The sequence below is a fragment of the Cronobacter turicensis genome (genome assembly GCF_041222865.1).
Taxonomy (GTDB): domain Bacteria; phylum Pseudomonadota; class Gammaproteobacteria; order Enterobacterales; family Enterobacteriaceae; genus Cronobacter; species Cronobacter turicensis.
In genome coordinates, this window is sequence record NZ_CP165997.1 from 655,216 (window position 1) to 669,845 (window position 14,630).

Annotated in this window: 18 protein-coding genes; 11 read left to right on the forward strand and 7 right to left on the reverse strand. The window is 60.4% G+C overall.

The genetic code is table 11. From position 1 onward, the window contains the following. The first annotated feature begins 24 nt into the window (after window positions 1-24). The 5 genes from citD to citG are packed head-to-tail and all read left to right on the forward strand — an operon-like array spanning window position 25 to window position 4,081. On the forward strand, window positions 25-318 hold the full coding sequence (gene citD, locus AB8W27_RS03130) for a citrate lyase acyl carrier protein (RefSeq protein WP_004388224.1): 294 nt from the start codon (window positions 25-27) through the stop codon (window positions 316-318). Continuing rightward, window positions 315-1,190, forward strand: a complete 876-nt coding sequence (gene citE, locus AB8W27_RS03135; RefSeq protein WP_015742499.1) for a citrate (pro-3S)-lyase subunit beta — start codon at window positions 315-317, stop codon at window positions 1,188-1,190. Before citD ends, citE begins: the two co-directional genes overlap by 4 nt. A 10-nt stretch (window positions 1,191-1,200) precedes the next feature. Then, complete coding sequence (gene citF / locus AB8W27_RS03140; protein ID WP_015742498.1) at window positions 1,201-2,718, forward strand: citrate lyase subunit alpha; 1,518 nt, start codon at window positions 1,201-1,203, stop codon at window positions 2,716-2,718. 3 nt (window positions 2,719-2,721) lie between these two features. Beyond that, entirely contained in the window at window positions 2,722-3,261 is a 540-nt protein-coding gene (gene citX, locus AB8W27_RS03145) for a citrate lyase holo-[acyl-carrier protein] synthase (RefSeq protein ID WP_015742497.1), read from the forward strand. Next, window positions 3,239-4,081 (forward strand): triphosphoribosyl-dephospho-CoA synthase CitG, encoded by an 843-nt coding sequence (gene citG, locus AB8W27_RS03150; protein WP_041923929.1) that lies wholly within the window; start codon window positions 3,239-3,241, stop codon window positions 4,079-4,081. The genes citX and citG overlap by 23 nt, the downstream gene beginning before the upstream one ends. A gap of 196 nt (window positions 4,082-4,277) precedes the next feature. Here the strand turns inward: citG and mltC are convergent, their stop codons facing one another. Genes mltC through mutY form a run of 3 tightly spaced genes read right to left on the reverse strand, consistent with a single transcriptional unit; the run spans window position 4,278 to window position 6,765 of the window. Next, on the reverse strand, window positions 4,278-5,360 hold the full coding sequence (gene mltC, locus AB8W27_RS03155) for a membrane-bound lytic murein transglycosylase MltC (RefSeq protein ID WP_041923928.1): 1,083 nt from the start codon (window positions 5,358-5,360) through the stop codon (window positions 4,278-4,280). Window positions 5,361-5,404: 44 nt separating this feature from the next. After that, window positions 5,405-5,680: an oxidative damage protection protein gene (locus AB8W27_RS03160; protein ID WP_007674938.1), complete on the reverse strand. Its 276-nt coding sequence runs from the start codon at window positions 5,678-5,680 to the stop codon at window positions 5,405-5,407. 2 nt (window positions 5,681-5,682) lie between these two features. Beyond that, window positions 5,683-6,765 carry an A/G-specific adenine glycosylase gene (gene mutY, locus AB8W27_RS03165; protein WP_282913975.1) on the reverse strand — a complete coding sequence of 361 codons (1,083 nt, stop codon included), beginning with the start codon at window positions 6,763-6,765 and terminating at the stop codon, window positions 5,683-5,685. A 155-nt stretch (window positions 6,766-6,920) separates the two neighbouring features. On the opposite strand from mutY, the gene trmB reads away from it, so the two are divergent. The 6 genes from trmB to AB8W27_RS03195 all read left to right on the forward strand — a co-directional run bounded on the left by trmB (window position 6,921) and on the right by AB8W27_RS03195 (window position 9,841). After that, the gene (gene trmB, locus AB8W27_RS03170; protein ID WP_032806787.1) at window positions 6,921-7,640 is read left to right on the forward strand and encodes a tRNA (guanosine(46)-N7)-methyltransferase TrmB; all 720 of its coding nucleotides are present in this window, start codon (window positions 6,921-6,923) and stop codon (window positions 7,638-7,640) included. After that, the gene (locus tag AB8W27_RS03175) at window positions 7,640-7,966 is read left to right on the forward strand and encodes a YggL family protein (RefSeq protein ID WP_007764112.1); all 327 of its coding nucleotides are present in this window, start codon (window positions 7,640-7,642) and stop codon (window positions 7,964-7,966) included. The genes trmB and AB8W27_RS03175 overlap by 1 nt, the downstream gene beginning before the upstream one ends. Before the next feature lie 50 nt (window positions 7,967-8,016). Continuing rightward, the gene (locus AB8W27_RS03180; protein WP_007764111.1) at window positions 8,017-8,733 is read left to right on the forward strand and encodes a DUF2884 domain-containing protein; all 717 of its coding nucleotides are present in this window, start codon (window positions 8,017-8,019) and stop codon (window positions 8,731-8,733) included. Between the two features lie 150 nt (window positions 8,734-8,883). Beyond that, on the forward strand, window positions 8,884-9,246 hold the full coding sequence (locus AB8W27_RS03185) for a hypothetical protein (RefSeq protein ID WP_071820320.1): 363 nt from the start codon (window positions 8,884-8,886) through the stop codon (window positions 9,244-9,246). A gap of 120 nt (window positions 9,247-9,366) precedes the next feature. Continuing rightward, window positions 9,367-9,609, forward strand: coding sequence for a DUF4160 domain-containing protein (locus tag AB8W27_RS03190; protein WP_071820319.1), 243 nt, complete (start codon window positions 9,367-9,369; stop codon window positions 9,607-9,609). After that, entirely contained in the window at window positions 9,593-9,841 is a 249-nt protein-coding gene (locus AB8W27_RS03195; RefSeq protein ID WP_015742489.1) for a DUF2442 domain-containing protein, read from the forward strand. Before AB8W27_RS03190 ends, AB8W27_RS03195 begins: the two co-directional genes overlap by 17 nt. A gap of 21 nt (window positions 9,842-9,862) precedes the next feature. Here AB8W27_RS03195 and yjiA read toward each other — a convergent pair whose 3' ends face one another. From yjiA to AB8W27_RS03215, 4 genes are all read right to left on the reverse strand, one after another. Continuing rightward, window positions 9,863-10,828 (reverse strand): GTPase, encoded by a 966-nt coding sequence (yjiA, locus tag AB8W27_RS03200; protein ID WP_015742488.1) that lies wholly within the window; start codon window positions 10,826-10,828, stop codon window positions 9,863-9,865. An 18-nt stretch (window positions 10,829-10,846) separates the two neighbouring features. Further along, window positions 10,847-11,050 (reverse strand): YbdD/YjiX family protein, encoded by a 204-nt coding sequence (locus tag AB8W27_RS03205; protein WP_007764106.1) that lies wholly within the window; start codon window positions 11,048-11,050, stop codon window positions 10,847-10,849. Window positions 11,051-11,228: 178 nt separating this feature from the next. Beyond that, on the reverse strand, window positions 11,229-13,382 hold the full coding sequence (locus AB8W27_RS03210) for a carbon starvation CstA family protein (RefSeq protein ID WP_015742487.1): 2,154 nt from the start codon (window positions 13,380-13,382) through the stop codon (window positions 11,229-11,231). Between the two features lie 280 nt (window positions 13,383-13,662). After that, complete coding sequence (locus AB8W27_RS03215) at window positions 13,663-14,568, reverse strand: LysR family transcriptional regulator (protein WP_041923927.1); 906 nt, start codon at window positions 14,566-14,568, stop codon at window positions 13,663-13,665. Between the last annotated feature and the right edge of the window lie 62 nt (window positions 14,569-14,630).

The window sequence follows — 14,630 nt, forward strand, 5'->3', positions numbered from 1 at the left end:
TTCTTATCTGACAGGACAACCGTAATGAAGATAGTCAAGGAGGCGCTGGCGGGGACCGCCGAGTCCAGCGACCTGATGGTGAAAATCGCCCCGGCGGCGGGCGAGCTGGAGATTGAAATCTACAGCGATGTGATAAAGCAGTTCGGCGACCAGATCCGCCGCGTGGTGAAAGAGACGCTCGCGGCCATGGAGGTGTACGAAGGGCTGGTGATTATCGAGGATAAAGGCGCGCTGGATTGCGTTATCCGCGCCCGACTGCAAAGCGCGGTACTGCGCGCCTGCGAGGCGCAGCCGTTGCGCTGGGAGGCGCTCAAATGAGCAAACTTCGCCGCAGTATGCTGTTTCTGCCCGGCGCGAACGCCGCCATGCTCTCCACTGCGTTTATCTACCGGCCTGACGCCATCATGTTCGATCTCGAAGACGCCGTGGCGCTGCGCGAGAAAGACACCGCGCGCCTGCTGGTCTTCCATGCCCTGCAACACCCGATGTACCGGGATATCGAAACCGTGGTGCGCATCAACCCGCTCAGCACGCCGTTCGGGCTGCCCGATCTCGAAGCGGCGGTGCGCGCAGGCGTCGACGTGATCCGGCTGCCGAAAACCGACTCGCCGGAGGATATCGACGAGCTGGAAGGCCACCTGGCGCGCATTGAGCGCGAATGCGGGCGCGAGCCTGGCTCGACGCGCATCATGGCGGCCATTGAGTCGGCGGTAGGCGTCATTAACGCCGTGGCGATCGCCCGCAGTTCCCCGCGCCTTATCGGCATTGCGCTCGCGGCGTTCGATTACGTGATGGATATGCAGACCGAGCGCGGCGACGGCACGGAACTCTTCTACGCCCGCTGCGCGGTGCTGCATGCGGCGCGCGCCGCCGGGATCGACGCGTTCGACGTGGTGTGGTCTGACGTCAATGACGAAGCGGGCTTTTTAAAAGAGGTCGAGCTTATTCGCAAGATGGGCTTTAACGGCAAATCGCTTATCAACCCGCGTCAGATAGATCTCCTGCACAACGCCTATGCGCCGACGCAGGAGGAAGTGGATTACGCCCGCCGCGTGATTGCCGCCGCCGAAGAGGGCGAGCGCAACGGGCTTGGCGTGGTGTCGCTCAACGGCAAGATGATTGACGCGCCGATTATCAACCATGCGCAGGTGGTGCTGGAACGCGCCGCCGCCTCCGGCGTGCGCCGTTAAGGAGAGAATCATGAACCAGACAGAACTTCTGCATGTACAGTTTCCGCACCTGCGCAGCCTCACACCCTTCGACACCGCCCACACCGCCACGCCATGGCTGGCGGATGATGAGCAGAAACACACCCGTAAACTGTGCGCGTCGCTGGAAGAGGCGGTGCGCAAAAGCGGCCTGCGCGACGGCATGACGATTTCCTTTCACCACGCGTTTCGTGAAGGCGACCGGGTGATAAACCAGGTGGTGGCGACGCTCGCGCAGATGGGCTTTAAAAACCTGACGCTGGCGTCAAGCTCGCTGATGACCTGCAACGATCCGCTGATTGAGCATATCCAAAGCGGCGTTATTACGCGGATTTACACCTCCGGCATGCGCGGCAAACTCGCCGAGGCGGTCTCCCACGGGCTGATGGCGGAGCCGGTGCAGATCCACTCCCACGGCGGGCGCGTCAAACTGTTGCAGGATGGCGAGCTGAAGATTGACGTGGCGTTTCTCGGCGTGCCGTGCAGCGATGAATTCGGCAACGCCAACGGCAGCCACGGCAAATCCTGCTGCGGCTCGCTCGGCTACGCGATGGTGGATGCGCAGTTCGCCCGCCACGTCGTGCTGCTGACCGAAACCCTGGCGCCGTACCCGAATATGCCCGCGAGCCTGTCGCAGGATCGCGTGGATTTCGTGGTGCCGGTGGAGAGCGTGGGCGACCCGGCGAAAATCAGCGTCGGCGCGGCGCGCGTCACCAGCAACCCGCGCGAGCTGATGATTGCCCGCTACGCCGCCGACGTTATCGAACACTCCGGCTATTTCAACGACGGCTTCTCGATGCAGACCGGCTCCGGCGCGGCATCCACCGCCTGCACGCGCTTTATGGGCGAGAAAATGGCGCGCCACGGCATAAAAGCGCGCTTCGCGCTCGGCGGCATTACCGGCAGCCTGGTGGATCTGCATGAAAAAGGGCTGATCGAGGTGCTGCTCGACACCCAGTGCTTTGACAGCCAGGCGGCGGCGTCGCTGGCCCGCAACCCGAAGCACATCGAAATCTCCACCAATGTTTACGCCAGCCCCGCCAGCAAAGCGGCCTGCTGCGACAAGCTTGATGTGGTCATCCTGAGCGCGCTGGAAATCGACGTCGGTTTTAACGTCAACGTGATAACCGGCTCCGATGGCGTGATGCGCGGCGCGTCCGGCGGGCATTGCGACGTGGCCGCGGCGGCGAATCTCACGATTGTGGTGGCGCCGCTGCTGCGCAGCCGTATTCCAACGGTCGTCAAACGCGTCACCACCCGCCTGACCCCGGGGGAGAGCATTGACGTGCTGGTTACCGATCACGGCATTGCGGTTAACCCGGCGCGGCCCGAGGTGCGTGAACGTCTGGTCGCCGCGGGGCTAAACGTTGTCGATATTCATGCGCTGTGCGAACGCGCCGTGGCGATCGCCGGCGAGCCGAAACCCATTGAATTCACCGACCGCATCGTCGGCGTGGTGCGCTACCGCGACGGCAGCGTCATCGACGTGGTGCGTCAGGTTAAGGAGTAACGTATGGAACTTGATACGCCCGTGAATCCGGGCGTCACGCTTGATGAGCTGCTGGCGGCGAAAGAGACGCGCGCCCGTCGCCAGCAGGCGTGGCTTGCCCGCTACGGCCAGCCGGTCATTTCGCTCTCGCTGGTCACCCCTGGCCCAGTGAAAGACAGCGTGCGCTATCGCAACGCGTTCGCGGTGGCGGTGCAGGCCTGCGATCAACTGCTCTGGCAGCATCGCTGGCCGTGGCGCGCGCACGAGGTGTTTCACGCGCATACCGGCCCGACGGCGCTCTGGAGCGTGGCGCACCCGGCGAGCGAGATCAAAGCGCTGTGCGTGGCGCTTGAGCAGACGCATCCGCTCGGCAGGCTGTGGGATTTCGACATTCACTGTCCGCAGGCGGGCCAGGTGGGGCGCGCGTCGCTCGACCGTCCGGGGCGGCGCTGTCTGTTGTGCGATGAACCGGCGCATGCCTGCGCGCGTTCGCGTCGTCATCCGCTGGAAGAGGTGGTCGGACGCGTGGAGAAGATGATCGATGACTGGTTTGCCCGCGACTGATCCGCGCCCGGCGCGTCTGCCTGATGTGCCGTCGCTCGCGGTGGCGGCGCTGTACGCCGAACTGAACCTGACGCCAAAACCGGGGCTGGTGGACCGCGCCAATAGCGGCGCGCACCGGGATATGGATCACGCGCTGTTTGTCGCCAGCATCGGGGCGATTGCGCCGTGGCTGCGGGTGTTTTATCAGCAGGGCGCGCAGGACGCTGGTCAACCGGACAGCGAGATCCTGCGGCGGCTGCGCCCGGCGGGGCTCGCGTGTGAACAGGCGATGTTCAGCGCCACCGGCGGCGTGAATACGCATAAGGGCGGCATTTTCTCGCTCGGCCTGCTGTGCGCCGCCGCGGGCCGGCTGGCGGCGCAGGGTGAACCGCTGACGCAAACCACGCTCTGTATGATGGTGAGCGCGCTGACATGCGGCCTGGTGGCGCGCGAGCTGGCGCATGGGCGGCGGGCGGCGACGGCGGGGGAGCGGTTGTACAGGCAGTTTGGCCTGACCGGCGCGCGCGGCGAGGTGGAGAGCGGCTTTGCGACGGTGCGCCGCCACGTTTTGCCGTTCTGGCCGCACGCGCAGGGCGAGAGGGGGTTGCAGCAGGCGCTGCTGCGGCTGATGGCGGTTAATCCGGATACCAATCTGGCGTCACGCGGGGGGCTGGCGGGGCTGCGTTACGTGCAGGAATACGCGAGCAATCTGCTGGCGCGCGGCTGGGACGACGAGGCGTTGCGGGAGATGGACAGGGCGCTTATCGCGCGCAACTTAAGCCCCGGCGGCAGCGCGGATTTGCTGGCGGTGAGCTGGCTGCTGGCGGCGCTGCCTTGGTGATGCGGCATTAAAAAAGGCGGGTGCGCTGCGCTTACCCGCCCTACGATTCAGCCAAACGCTATTGTAGGGTGGGTAAGCGCAGCGCACCCACCAGATAACAGATTATCCGTCTTTTGTAGGGTGGGTAAGCGCAGCGCACCCACCGAACCGCCATCACCCGCCAAACCAGCGCTACGCACTCAAACCATCGACACGCTTATTTACGGCGATACATCCTCTGCGCGGTATTCACCTTGTAGAGATAACGCCGCGATTCCGCCGACGGATGACGGCTGGTCAGCGTCTCGTACACATCGCCCGGCGACAGCTGGTTGATGATATTCACCGCCCGATCTTTGTCGCTTGAGAACACGCGCAGCACACTACCCGCGCCGCCGTTATAGGCGGTGATCACGGCGTAACGACGCGAGGTCGGGTTGGCGATGCCGCCCAGATACACATTGTCGAGCATCGCCAGATACGCGGTGCCGGTATCGATGTTGCTTTGCGGATCGAACAGATAGCTGCGGCTCGGCGTGCCCCATTTGCCCTGGGAGCGGAAAACATCCTTACCGGCGCTGTGCTGCACCACCTGCATCAGCCCGAGCGCGTCGGCATGGCTGACCGCATAGGGGTTAAATGACGATTCGGTCTGCATAATCGCCAGGATCAGCGATTCATCCACGCCATATTTGCGCGAGGCCTGCCGCACCATGCCGATATATTTATGGGCACGCTTGTCGAGGTGGTTCGGCACCAGGTTAATGGTCACGCTGTAGATAATCCGCAGGCCGTTGCTGCGGCTCTTCAGGCGCGTTTGCAGGAGGTAGTCCGCGAATTTCGACGCGCGGCCTTCCCAGCGGATCGGTTGCCCGGTGTTATCCACCACCTGGCCGTAGAGGAACGGCTCGCGGGAGATCTGAATGTCGTTAACGTCAGAGTAGAGATCGATTGAGCCCGGATCGTCGCCCATCAGCAGTGTGGTAATAATCGCCTGACGCAGGCGCGCCGCGGGCTCGGTCCCGGCGATCGTCTCAACCGTAATGGTGCCGTCGTCGAAGTTAATGTGGCTGCGTGTCTGGTATTGATCGGTGTATTTCACGTAGTCCTTCGGACCCGCGATTAAAACTTCGTTAAATCCCCAGATGTTTTCAATGTTATGGGCAAACTGGCCCATCAGAATGTCAAACCCGTTGGTGTCCTTAATCCAGGCCTCGTTATAGGCGTTTTCGGCGTTTTTTTTGCTGGAACAGGAGATGAGCAACGGCGCAATCAAAGCGAGCGCAAATATTTTTTTCATCATTCCGGGCGTGCTGTTGGGTTAAATGAAAGGGCCAGAGGCCCTTACTGTTGTTCCGGCGGCGTGTAGCCTTCGATGTGCACATTTTTGCCTTCAAACAGGAAATTCACCATCTCCTGCTCCAGCAGCTTGCGATGCTCCGGGTTCATCATATTGAGTTTTTTCTCGTTGATAAGCATGGTCTGCGTCTTCTGCCATTGCGCCCAGGCTTCTTTCGAGATTTCGTTATAGATACGCTTACCCAGTTCGCCCGGATAGAGCTGGAAATCCTGGCCTTCGGCGTCGCGCTGAAGAAAAGTACAAAAAATAGTTCTGCTCATCATCAATCCTCATGAATGGCGCGAACGGGGCGGGACGCCACCGGCTCTGCGCGCACTTGCTGTAACAGGCGCTCTACGGGGGCGGCGAGGCCCACCGCTGGCGGCTGCGCTAAGTTATACCAGAGACCCGACGCTTCATCCATGCAGGCGGCGGTCTGCTGCACGCCAAGCCACATCGGCACGATATCCAGATGGAAATGGCTGAAGGTGTGGCGAAAAGCGGTGAGCTGCGTCAGGCCGTCTGCGGCAATGCCGCGCGAGTCCAGCCATTCCCGTAGCGCGGCTTCGCTCTCAAACTGCGGGAAACAGTACAGACCGCCCCATAAGCCCACCGGCGGGCGCTGCTGTAAAAAGAGCGAGCCTTCATGCTGCAGCAGCAGAAAATAGCCGGTTTTCTCCGGCAGCATTTGTTTGGGCTTCTTGCCGGGGTACTTCGCATAGCTCTGGTGGGCGAACGCCTCGCAACCATTATTGAGCGGGCAGATCTCGCATTTGGGTTTCGAGCGGGTGCAGACCATCGCGCCGAGATCCATCATCGCCTGGTTAAAGCGCGCCACGCCTTCTGCGGGCGTCACCCTTTCGCTTATCTGCCACAGGCGGTTTTCCACTTCCTTTTTACCCGGCCACCCTTCGACCGCGTAACAGCGCGCCAGCACGCGTTTCACGTTGCCGTCGAGGATAGGGAAATGTTTGCCAAGCGACAACGACAGCACCGCGCCTGCGGTGGAGCGCCCGACGCCCGGCAGCGCGGCGACCTCTTCGAACGTTTCGGGGAATGCGCCGCCGTGCAGCGTCGCCACCTGCTGCGCCGCCTTATGTAAATTGCGGGCGCGGGCGTAGTAGCCAAGGCCGGTCCACAGGTGCAGCACATCGTCGAGCGGCGCGTTAGCCAGCGCCGTCACGTCAGGAAAGCGCGCCATAAACCGCTCAAAATAAGGGATAACGGTGGTAACCTGCGTTTGTTGCAGCATGACTTCCGAGAGCCATACTTTGTAAGGGGTTTTCTCCTGCTGCCAGGGAAGGGTTTTGCGCCCATATTTATCGTACCAGTCGAGCACCTGGCGGGAGAACTGCTGTGCCTGCATCATTAACGCGTGGCTTCCGGCTTGAAGAAATCAGGGGTTGTGATTCCAGCACACGCCCTGCAGGCTGTAAACAGGAACTTTCCTGTGCTTGCATCGGGCAACTATCTTTGGATAATGCCCGTTTCCTGAACCACTACTCAAACAGACTAATCGCCATGAATAACGACGTCATTTCACCGGAATTTGATGAAAACGGTCGCCCGCTGCGCCGTATTCGCAGCTTCGTCCGCCGCCAGGGGCGCCTGACCAAAGGGCAGCAGCACGCGCTGGACCACTACTGGCCGGTGATGGGCGTTGAATATAGCGCAGAGCCGCTCGATCTCGTCGCGCTGTTTGGCCGCGACGCGCCGGTCACGCTGGAAATCGGCTTCGGCATGGGTTCGTCGCTGGTGGAGATGGCGAAAACCAATCCGCAGCAGAATTTTTTAGGCATTGAAGTGCACTCGCCGGGCGTGGGCGCGTGCCTGAGCGCCGCCCATGAAGAGGGCGTCGAAAACCTGCGGGTGATGTGTCATGACGCGGTGGAAGTGCTGGAGAAAATGATCCCGGACGGCTCGCTGCATATGGTGCAGCTCTTTTTCCCGGATCCGTGGCACAAAGCGCGCCATAATAAGCGCCGTATCGTACAGGCGCCGTTCGCGCAGCTGGTTCTGAGCAAATTACAGCCCGGCGGCGTCTTCCATATGGCGACCGACTGGGAACCTTATGCTGAACATATGCTCGAAGTAATGTCTTCGGTGGAAGGATATGAGAACCTGTCCCCGACTCAGGATTATGTACCGCGCCCGGCTTCACGCCCGGTGACCAAATTTGAACAGCGTGGCCATCGTCTTGGCCACGGCGTATGGGACTTAATGTTCGGGAGAGTAAAATAATGGCGAAGAACCGTAGCCGTCGTCTGCGTAAGAAGATGCACATCGACGAATTTCAGGAACTGGGCTTTACGGTAACCTGGCGTTTCCCGCAAGGCGCCACGGATGAGCAGATCAATACCACGGTCGACGAGCTTATCAACGAGGCAATCGAGCCAAACGGTCTCGCCTTCGGCGGGAGCGGCAACCAGGCCTGGGAAGGGCTGGTGTTCCGCCAGCAGATCGGCAAATGCACCGAGGAAGATCGCGAAGTCGTGCGCAAATGGCTGGAAGCGCGCGGCATGACGGATGTCCAGGTCAGCGAACTGGTCGACATCTGGTGGGATTAAGTTAAAAAACGGGTCGGTTCTGCCGACCCGTTAGCTTTTCAGGAGCGAGTATGATGCGTAAAGCGCTGCTGGGCGTATTGCTGGTGACGGCGATGCAGGCCCAGGCGGAATACAAATGCAGCGTCACGCCGCGCGACGACGTGGTGCTTAAGCCTCAGCATGTGCAGGTGGTGGGCGAAAACGGCGACCTGGTCATCGGCCCTGACGGCGCGGTGCAGTTTAACGGCAAGCCGGTAACGCTTTCCGCAGCCCAGCGCCAGCAGGCGCTCGACTACCAGAAAGCGCTGCGCGCCACGCTGCCGTGGGTCGATCAGGGCGCGCTGTCGCGCGTTGAGAAAGGCCGCGTCGCGCTGGATAAAATCATCGCCAAAGAGGTGGGTGAAAACAGCAGCATGCGCGGGCGTCTTACAAAACTCGACGCCCAGCTAAAAACGCAGATGAACCGAATCATTGAGCATCGCGACGACGGGCTGACGTTCCACTATAAAGCTATCGATCAGGTGCGCGCCGACGGCCAGCAGCTGGTGAATCAGGCGATGGGCGGCATTCTGCAGGACAGCATTAACGAAATGGGCGCCAAAGCGGTGCTGAAAGGCGGCGGCAACCCGCTGCAAGGCGTGCTCGGGAGCCTGGGCGGCCTGCAAACCGCCATCCAGAACGAATGGAAAAACCAGGAGGCGGATTTCCAGCAGTTTGGCCGTGAAGTCTGTACCCGCACCATTCAGCTCGAAGAACAGCGTCAGGCGCTGGTGGGCAGCTTAAAGTAACCGTAACGGGAGCGCCGACTCCCGTTTTTTTCCTGCTTCACGTTATCCCGCCAGATACATTCAGTTACAGAGAATCACAATCGCTTCCTCTTTGTCTTACTTTTTAGCACTACCCTCTACGGGTAACTTCATTAAGACGCGAGGACGCGGATGAAACGGGATATTTCAGCAGGGAGCCTTATTTCTTTCTTCTTGCTCGCTATCATCATGTTGAACGTCGCCGTACTCTGGACGCAAAATTACCAGGCCGGAAGCGGAGCCGTTAGCGCATCAGCCGATCGTTGCGCGGCTGCCGGTTTTGACGCTGCGCCGGGGCATTGTGAAGAAGATGCGCCGCCCACAGGGCCGCTGCCCGGCGAACCGCCATTACATGTGACCGACGACGTGTTGCCTCCTGCCAGCCCGCGGTTTCCCCCCGCACAACTCGCGCTCTACCGCGACGACGATGTTTATTTCCCGGATGACCTCCCTGAAGACGACTTCTGGCTGGAGGATGGCGTTGATTATCCGTAAAGGAATTCCTGGCCGGGTTTTTCTGGAAGACGGGCTGTAAAAAAAGAGGAACTCTGTTGGCGGTATAGGGCGCCGATGGTACTGGTTGTTCAGGAAAAACGGCCAGGAGGCGCGGTTCACATGCCAGTGATACTTCGTATAAAGGACTATCGATTCTTTTTTTATTCCAATGAAGGCAACCCGCGGGAGCCTGCGCATATTCATGTGCGCCGTGGCGGAGCGGAAGCGAAATTCTGGCTGAGTCCTTTCACATCCCTGGCACGAAATCATGGATTCGCTCCGCGTGAAGTGGCAGAGTTATTACTTCTTGTTACCCAACACCAGCAACAGCTTACCGGAGCCTGGTATGACTATTTCAGCTAAGCGCGTGAGCTTTGACGAACAAACTTTGTGGGTGGAACTTTCCGACGCGCGCATCATTGGCGCGCCGCTTTCATGGTTTCCGCGCTTACTCAACGCCAGCGATGAAGAACGCGCAAAGTGGGAAATCAGTCCATACGGCATCCACTGGGAAATGCTGGATGAAGATATCTCCGTTGAAGGCTTGCTGGCCGGAAGAGGGGATGTCACGCGCCAGCCGCCGCGGGTAGGCTAATCTCCTCTGTTTGACTGAAATTCACTCCCCCGGCGCCAGTGCGGCGAAAGCGGCGCGGATCTCGTCTTCCGGCAGGTGCGCGCCGATAAACACCAGCGTGCTTCGCGGCGTTTCGTCGCCCGACCATTCGCGGTCCCAGTCGGCGCTGTAAAGTCGCTGGACGCCCTGGAACAGCAGGCGGCGCGGCTCGTCTTTAATAAACAGCATCCCTTTGTATCGCATGAGATTGTCGGCGAACTGCAACAGCAGCCCTTCCATCACGCGGGAAATCGCATCCAGCGCCACCGGATAATCAAAATTCACCACAATGGATGTGATATCAGTCTGCGCGGGAGCCGCGAAGTGAAAGCGCGGCGCGGGCTGTACGATGCGCTCTTCCAGCATAAAGCCCTGCGTGTCGAAAATCAGGCCCAGATCCACCTCGCCATGCGCCACCGGATGCACCGGCGCGCGCGCGTTAATGCGGCGCAGGCGGGCCAGCAAGGCTTCGTCTTCGCCCGCCACGTCGGTTTTAGTGAGCAGAATGCGATCGGCGTAACCGATTTGCGACTGCGCCAGCGCGTAGCGGTCCATCTGCTGCCCGGCGTGCACCGCGTCCACCAGCGTGATGACGCCATCCAGCAGGTAGCGTTCACACAGGGTGTCGTGGGAGAAAAACGTCTGGATAATGGGGCCGGGGTCCGCCATGCCGGTGCATTCGATAATGACGCGATCAAACGGGCTGACGCCGCCGTCCAGCAGCTCCAGTAAATCGAGCAGCGCTGATTCCAGCTCCTGCGAACGGGTGCAGCAGATGCAGCCATTGCTGAGCGTTTTCATTTGTGTGGCGCGGCTGCCGAGGATCTCGCTGTCGATGGGCGTTTCGCCGAATTCGTTTTCAATCACCGCGATTTTGTAGCCGTGATCGGCCTCAAGGATATGACGCAGCAGCGTGGTTTTTCCGGCGCCGAGAAAGCCGGTTAACAGCGTGACCGCAACAGGTTGCATTTTTACCTCCGGTAATTGTCAGCAGCAGCGCATGCCGCCTTCGCCGCTTCCGCCGTAGCGCGCTTCCTGGCGCTCGCGGAAGAACTCGTCATAGGTCATGTACGGTTTATCAGGGTGATTGGTCTTCATATGCTCAACGTAGTTATCATAGTCCGGTATCCCAATCAGCATTTTTGCCGCCTGACCCAGGTATTTTTTCGCTTGCCCTAAGTTACCAAACATTATGTTCCCCAGACAGAAAAAGCCCGGCGGCGTGATGCGGGCCGGGGCTTGCAATTGTGTGCGTTGACGTGATTTAAGGTGGGTGCGCTTCGCGGACCCACCCTACATTTACCCGACTCGTTTGTAGGGCGGGTAAGCATCGTGCACCCGCCGTTTACAGGCCGAACCCGCCGTCAACTTAATGGTGTGACGACGTTTTCACGCCGCCTTCCGGCACCGGTACATAAGGCGTTTCTTTCGCGCAGGGCTGCGCTGAATGACGCGCCTTCATCACGGTGCGAACGCCGTAGAAAATGATGCTGTACACCACCACCAGGAACAGAATGCTCAGGCCCGCGTTGGTGTAGTTGTTAATAACGATATGGTGCATGTTGGCTACCTGCTGCTCGGTCAGCTCCGCGCCGCCTGCGGCGATACGCGTTTTGTACTCGTTCGCCATGTAGAAGAAGCCTTCCATCTGCGGGTTATCGCTAAAAAGCTTCATCCCGAGCGCCCAGGTGGTGCAGATAAGCAGCCACACCGCAGGCACCACGGTCACCCACACATAACGGGTGCGCTTCATCTTCACCAGCACCACGGTCGCCAGCACCAGCGCCACGGCGGCCAGCATCTGGTTAGAGATGCCGAACAGCGGCCACAGGCTCTTCACGCCGCCAAGCGGGTCGACCACGCCCTGATAGAGCAGATACCCCCACAGGCCGACGCAGCCCGCGGTGCCGACGATACCCGCCACCAGCGAATCGGTTTTCTTCAGGAACGGCACAAAGTTACCCACCAGATCCTGGAACATAAAGCGGCCCGAACGGGTGCCGGCGTCCAGTGCGGTCAGGATAAACAGCGCCTCGAACAGGATCCCGAAGTGATACCAGAAGCCCATATCCGCGGCCGGGATTATCTTATGGAACACGTGGGCGATACCGACCGCCAGCGTCGGCGCGCCGCCCGCGCGGTTCAGTACAGACGGTTCGCCGATATCTTTGGCGGTCTGCATGATCTGCTCAGGCGTAATCACGAAGCCCCAGGCGCTCACGGTCGCCGCCGCATGGGTAGACACATCTTTCAGTTGCGCCAGGATCAGCGGCGCGTTATCGGTGCCCAGCTCATGCAGGTTCGGCATCGTGATGCCAAGCCCGGCGGGCGGGGTATTCATCGCGAAATAGAGACCCGGTTCGATGATAGAGGCCGCCACCAGCGCCATCACGGCGACGAAGGATTCCATCAGCATCGCGCCATAGCCGATAAAGCGCGCGTCGGTTTCGTTCGCCAGCAGTTTCGGCGTGGTGCCGGAGGCGATCAGCGCATGGAAGCCGGAGACCGCGCCGCAGGCGATAGTAATAAACAGGAACGGGAACAGCGCGCCTTTCCACAGCGGCCCGGTGCCGTCGATGTACTGCGTCACGGCAGGCATTTTCAGTTCCGGGTTGAGGATCAGAATGCCCACCGCCAGGCCGACAATGACGCCGATTTTCAGGAACGTCGCCAGGTAGTCGCGCGGCGCCAGAATCAGCCACACCGGCAGCAGGGCGGAGACAAACGCATAACCCACCAGCGCGTAGGTGATGGTGGTGTCTTTAAAGGTCAGCGCCGGGCCCCAGTACGGATCGGCTGCGATCACGCCGCCAAACCAGATAGACGCCACCAGCAGCACCACGCCAATGACCGACACTTCACCCACCCGGCCAGGGCGCAGAAAGCGCATGTAGATGCCCATAAACAGCGCGATAGGCACCGTCGAGCAGACGGTAAAGACGCCCCACGGGCTCTCCGCCAGCGCTTTGACGACAATCAGCGCCAGCACCGCCAGGATGATAATCATGATCAAGAAGCAGCCGAACAGCGCGATAGTGCCCGGCACCGGCCCCATCTCCTCTTTGATCATCTCGCCAAGCGAGGCGCCGTTACGACGCGAGGAGATAAACAGCACCATGAAATCCTGCACCGCGCCCGCCAGCACCACGCCTGCGAGCAGCCACAGCGTGCCGGGCAGATAACCCATCTGCGCGGCCAGTACCGGGCCGACCAGCGGCCCCGCGCCCGCGATAGCGGCGAAATGGTGGCCGAACAGCACGTAGCGGTTGGTGGGCACATAGTTCAGCCCGTCGTTATTAATCACCGCCGGGGTCGCGCGCGTAGGGTCGAGCTTCATCACGCGGCTGGCGATATACAGGCTGTAGTAGCGATAAGCCACCAGGTAGACGGAGACCGAGGCCACCACAATCCACAAGGCGCTGATACTCTCGCCGCGACGTAGCGCCACCACGGCAAGGCAAAAGGCCCCGAGAACGCCAAGAAGCGCCCAGGGCAGATGTTTCATTACTGTTTTTTTGTCCATAGAAAACCTGCTTGTCAGACAGAGATAAAACCGGCTGTGACGAACATCCCTGGCGGCGCAGACGGCGGATAACCGAAAGATCTAAAACGCGCTTAATGATGACAAAATGCGCGCAGCGGCGAGTGGCGAAATGATTAAGCGGCACGATAGCCGCCCTGAATGGTCATATAGCGGGGCGAGCGGTTAACCGTCTTAAAAAGGCGGGGGAGTAATGTGAGGCAGGTCACGCGTACTCGTCACGCTCTGGATGTTATTTCGACGCGGCGTCGTTGAAACGCGCTTATAACAGCGCTGCTGGTGGGGGAAAGGCGTCGCAGAGCGCCTCGATAAAGCTGCGTATTTTCACGGTCTGGCGTCTGCCTGGTGGCACCAGCACATGCATCGGGCGCGACGGGCCTGTGTAGTCGGGCAGGATCTGCACCAGCCGTCCGGCTTCCATCTCTGCGCGCAGCACATCCGCCGGGCCGAGCGTCACGCCATACCCCTCGACGGCGGCATGCAGCAGCGCCTTCCAGTCATTAGCGCGAAAGCGCCCCTGTACGCGCGCCTCTTCGGTTTTCCCGTCTTTCTCGAACCGCCAGCGGCACGGATGGGTGGAAGACCAGATACCGTAAACGAGGCAGGCGTGACGTTCGAGATCGGACGGGGTTTGTGGTATGCCTTCACGGGCCAGATAGACCGGAGAGGCGCAGGCGATAAGCTTATAGGGCCGCAGGGGTTTCGCAATCATCGAACTGTCGTTCAGTTCACCAATGCGGATAATCACTTCATAGCCCGCCTCAAGCGGATCCACAATCGCGTCGCTCAGGGTCAGTTCGATATGCGTTTCGGGGTATTGACGCAGATAACGGGTGATAAAGGGCGCCAGCGCCGTCGCGCCGAAGGTCACCGGCGCATTCACACGTAGCGTCCCGGAGGGCGTGCCTTTCATCTCCTGCGCCACCCTGTCGGCGGCTTCCGCCTCATCCAGCACCACTTTGCAGCGCTCAAGGTAGCTACGGCCAATATCCGACAGGTTCTGACGGCGAGTGGTGCGGTTCAGCAGTGTTGCGCCAAGACGCGCCTCAAGCCAGGCAACATGCTTCGCCACCATCTGCGGCGACATGCCGAGCGCTTCGGCCGCAGCCGCAAATGAACCCAGTTCCGCCGCCTTCACAAACACCGTCATGCTGGTGAGTCGGTCCATGATTGCCTCCTGTTTGTTGTTTTTCTCGCGACTGAAAGCCGATTTATCTACCCAGCGTGTTG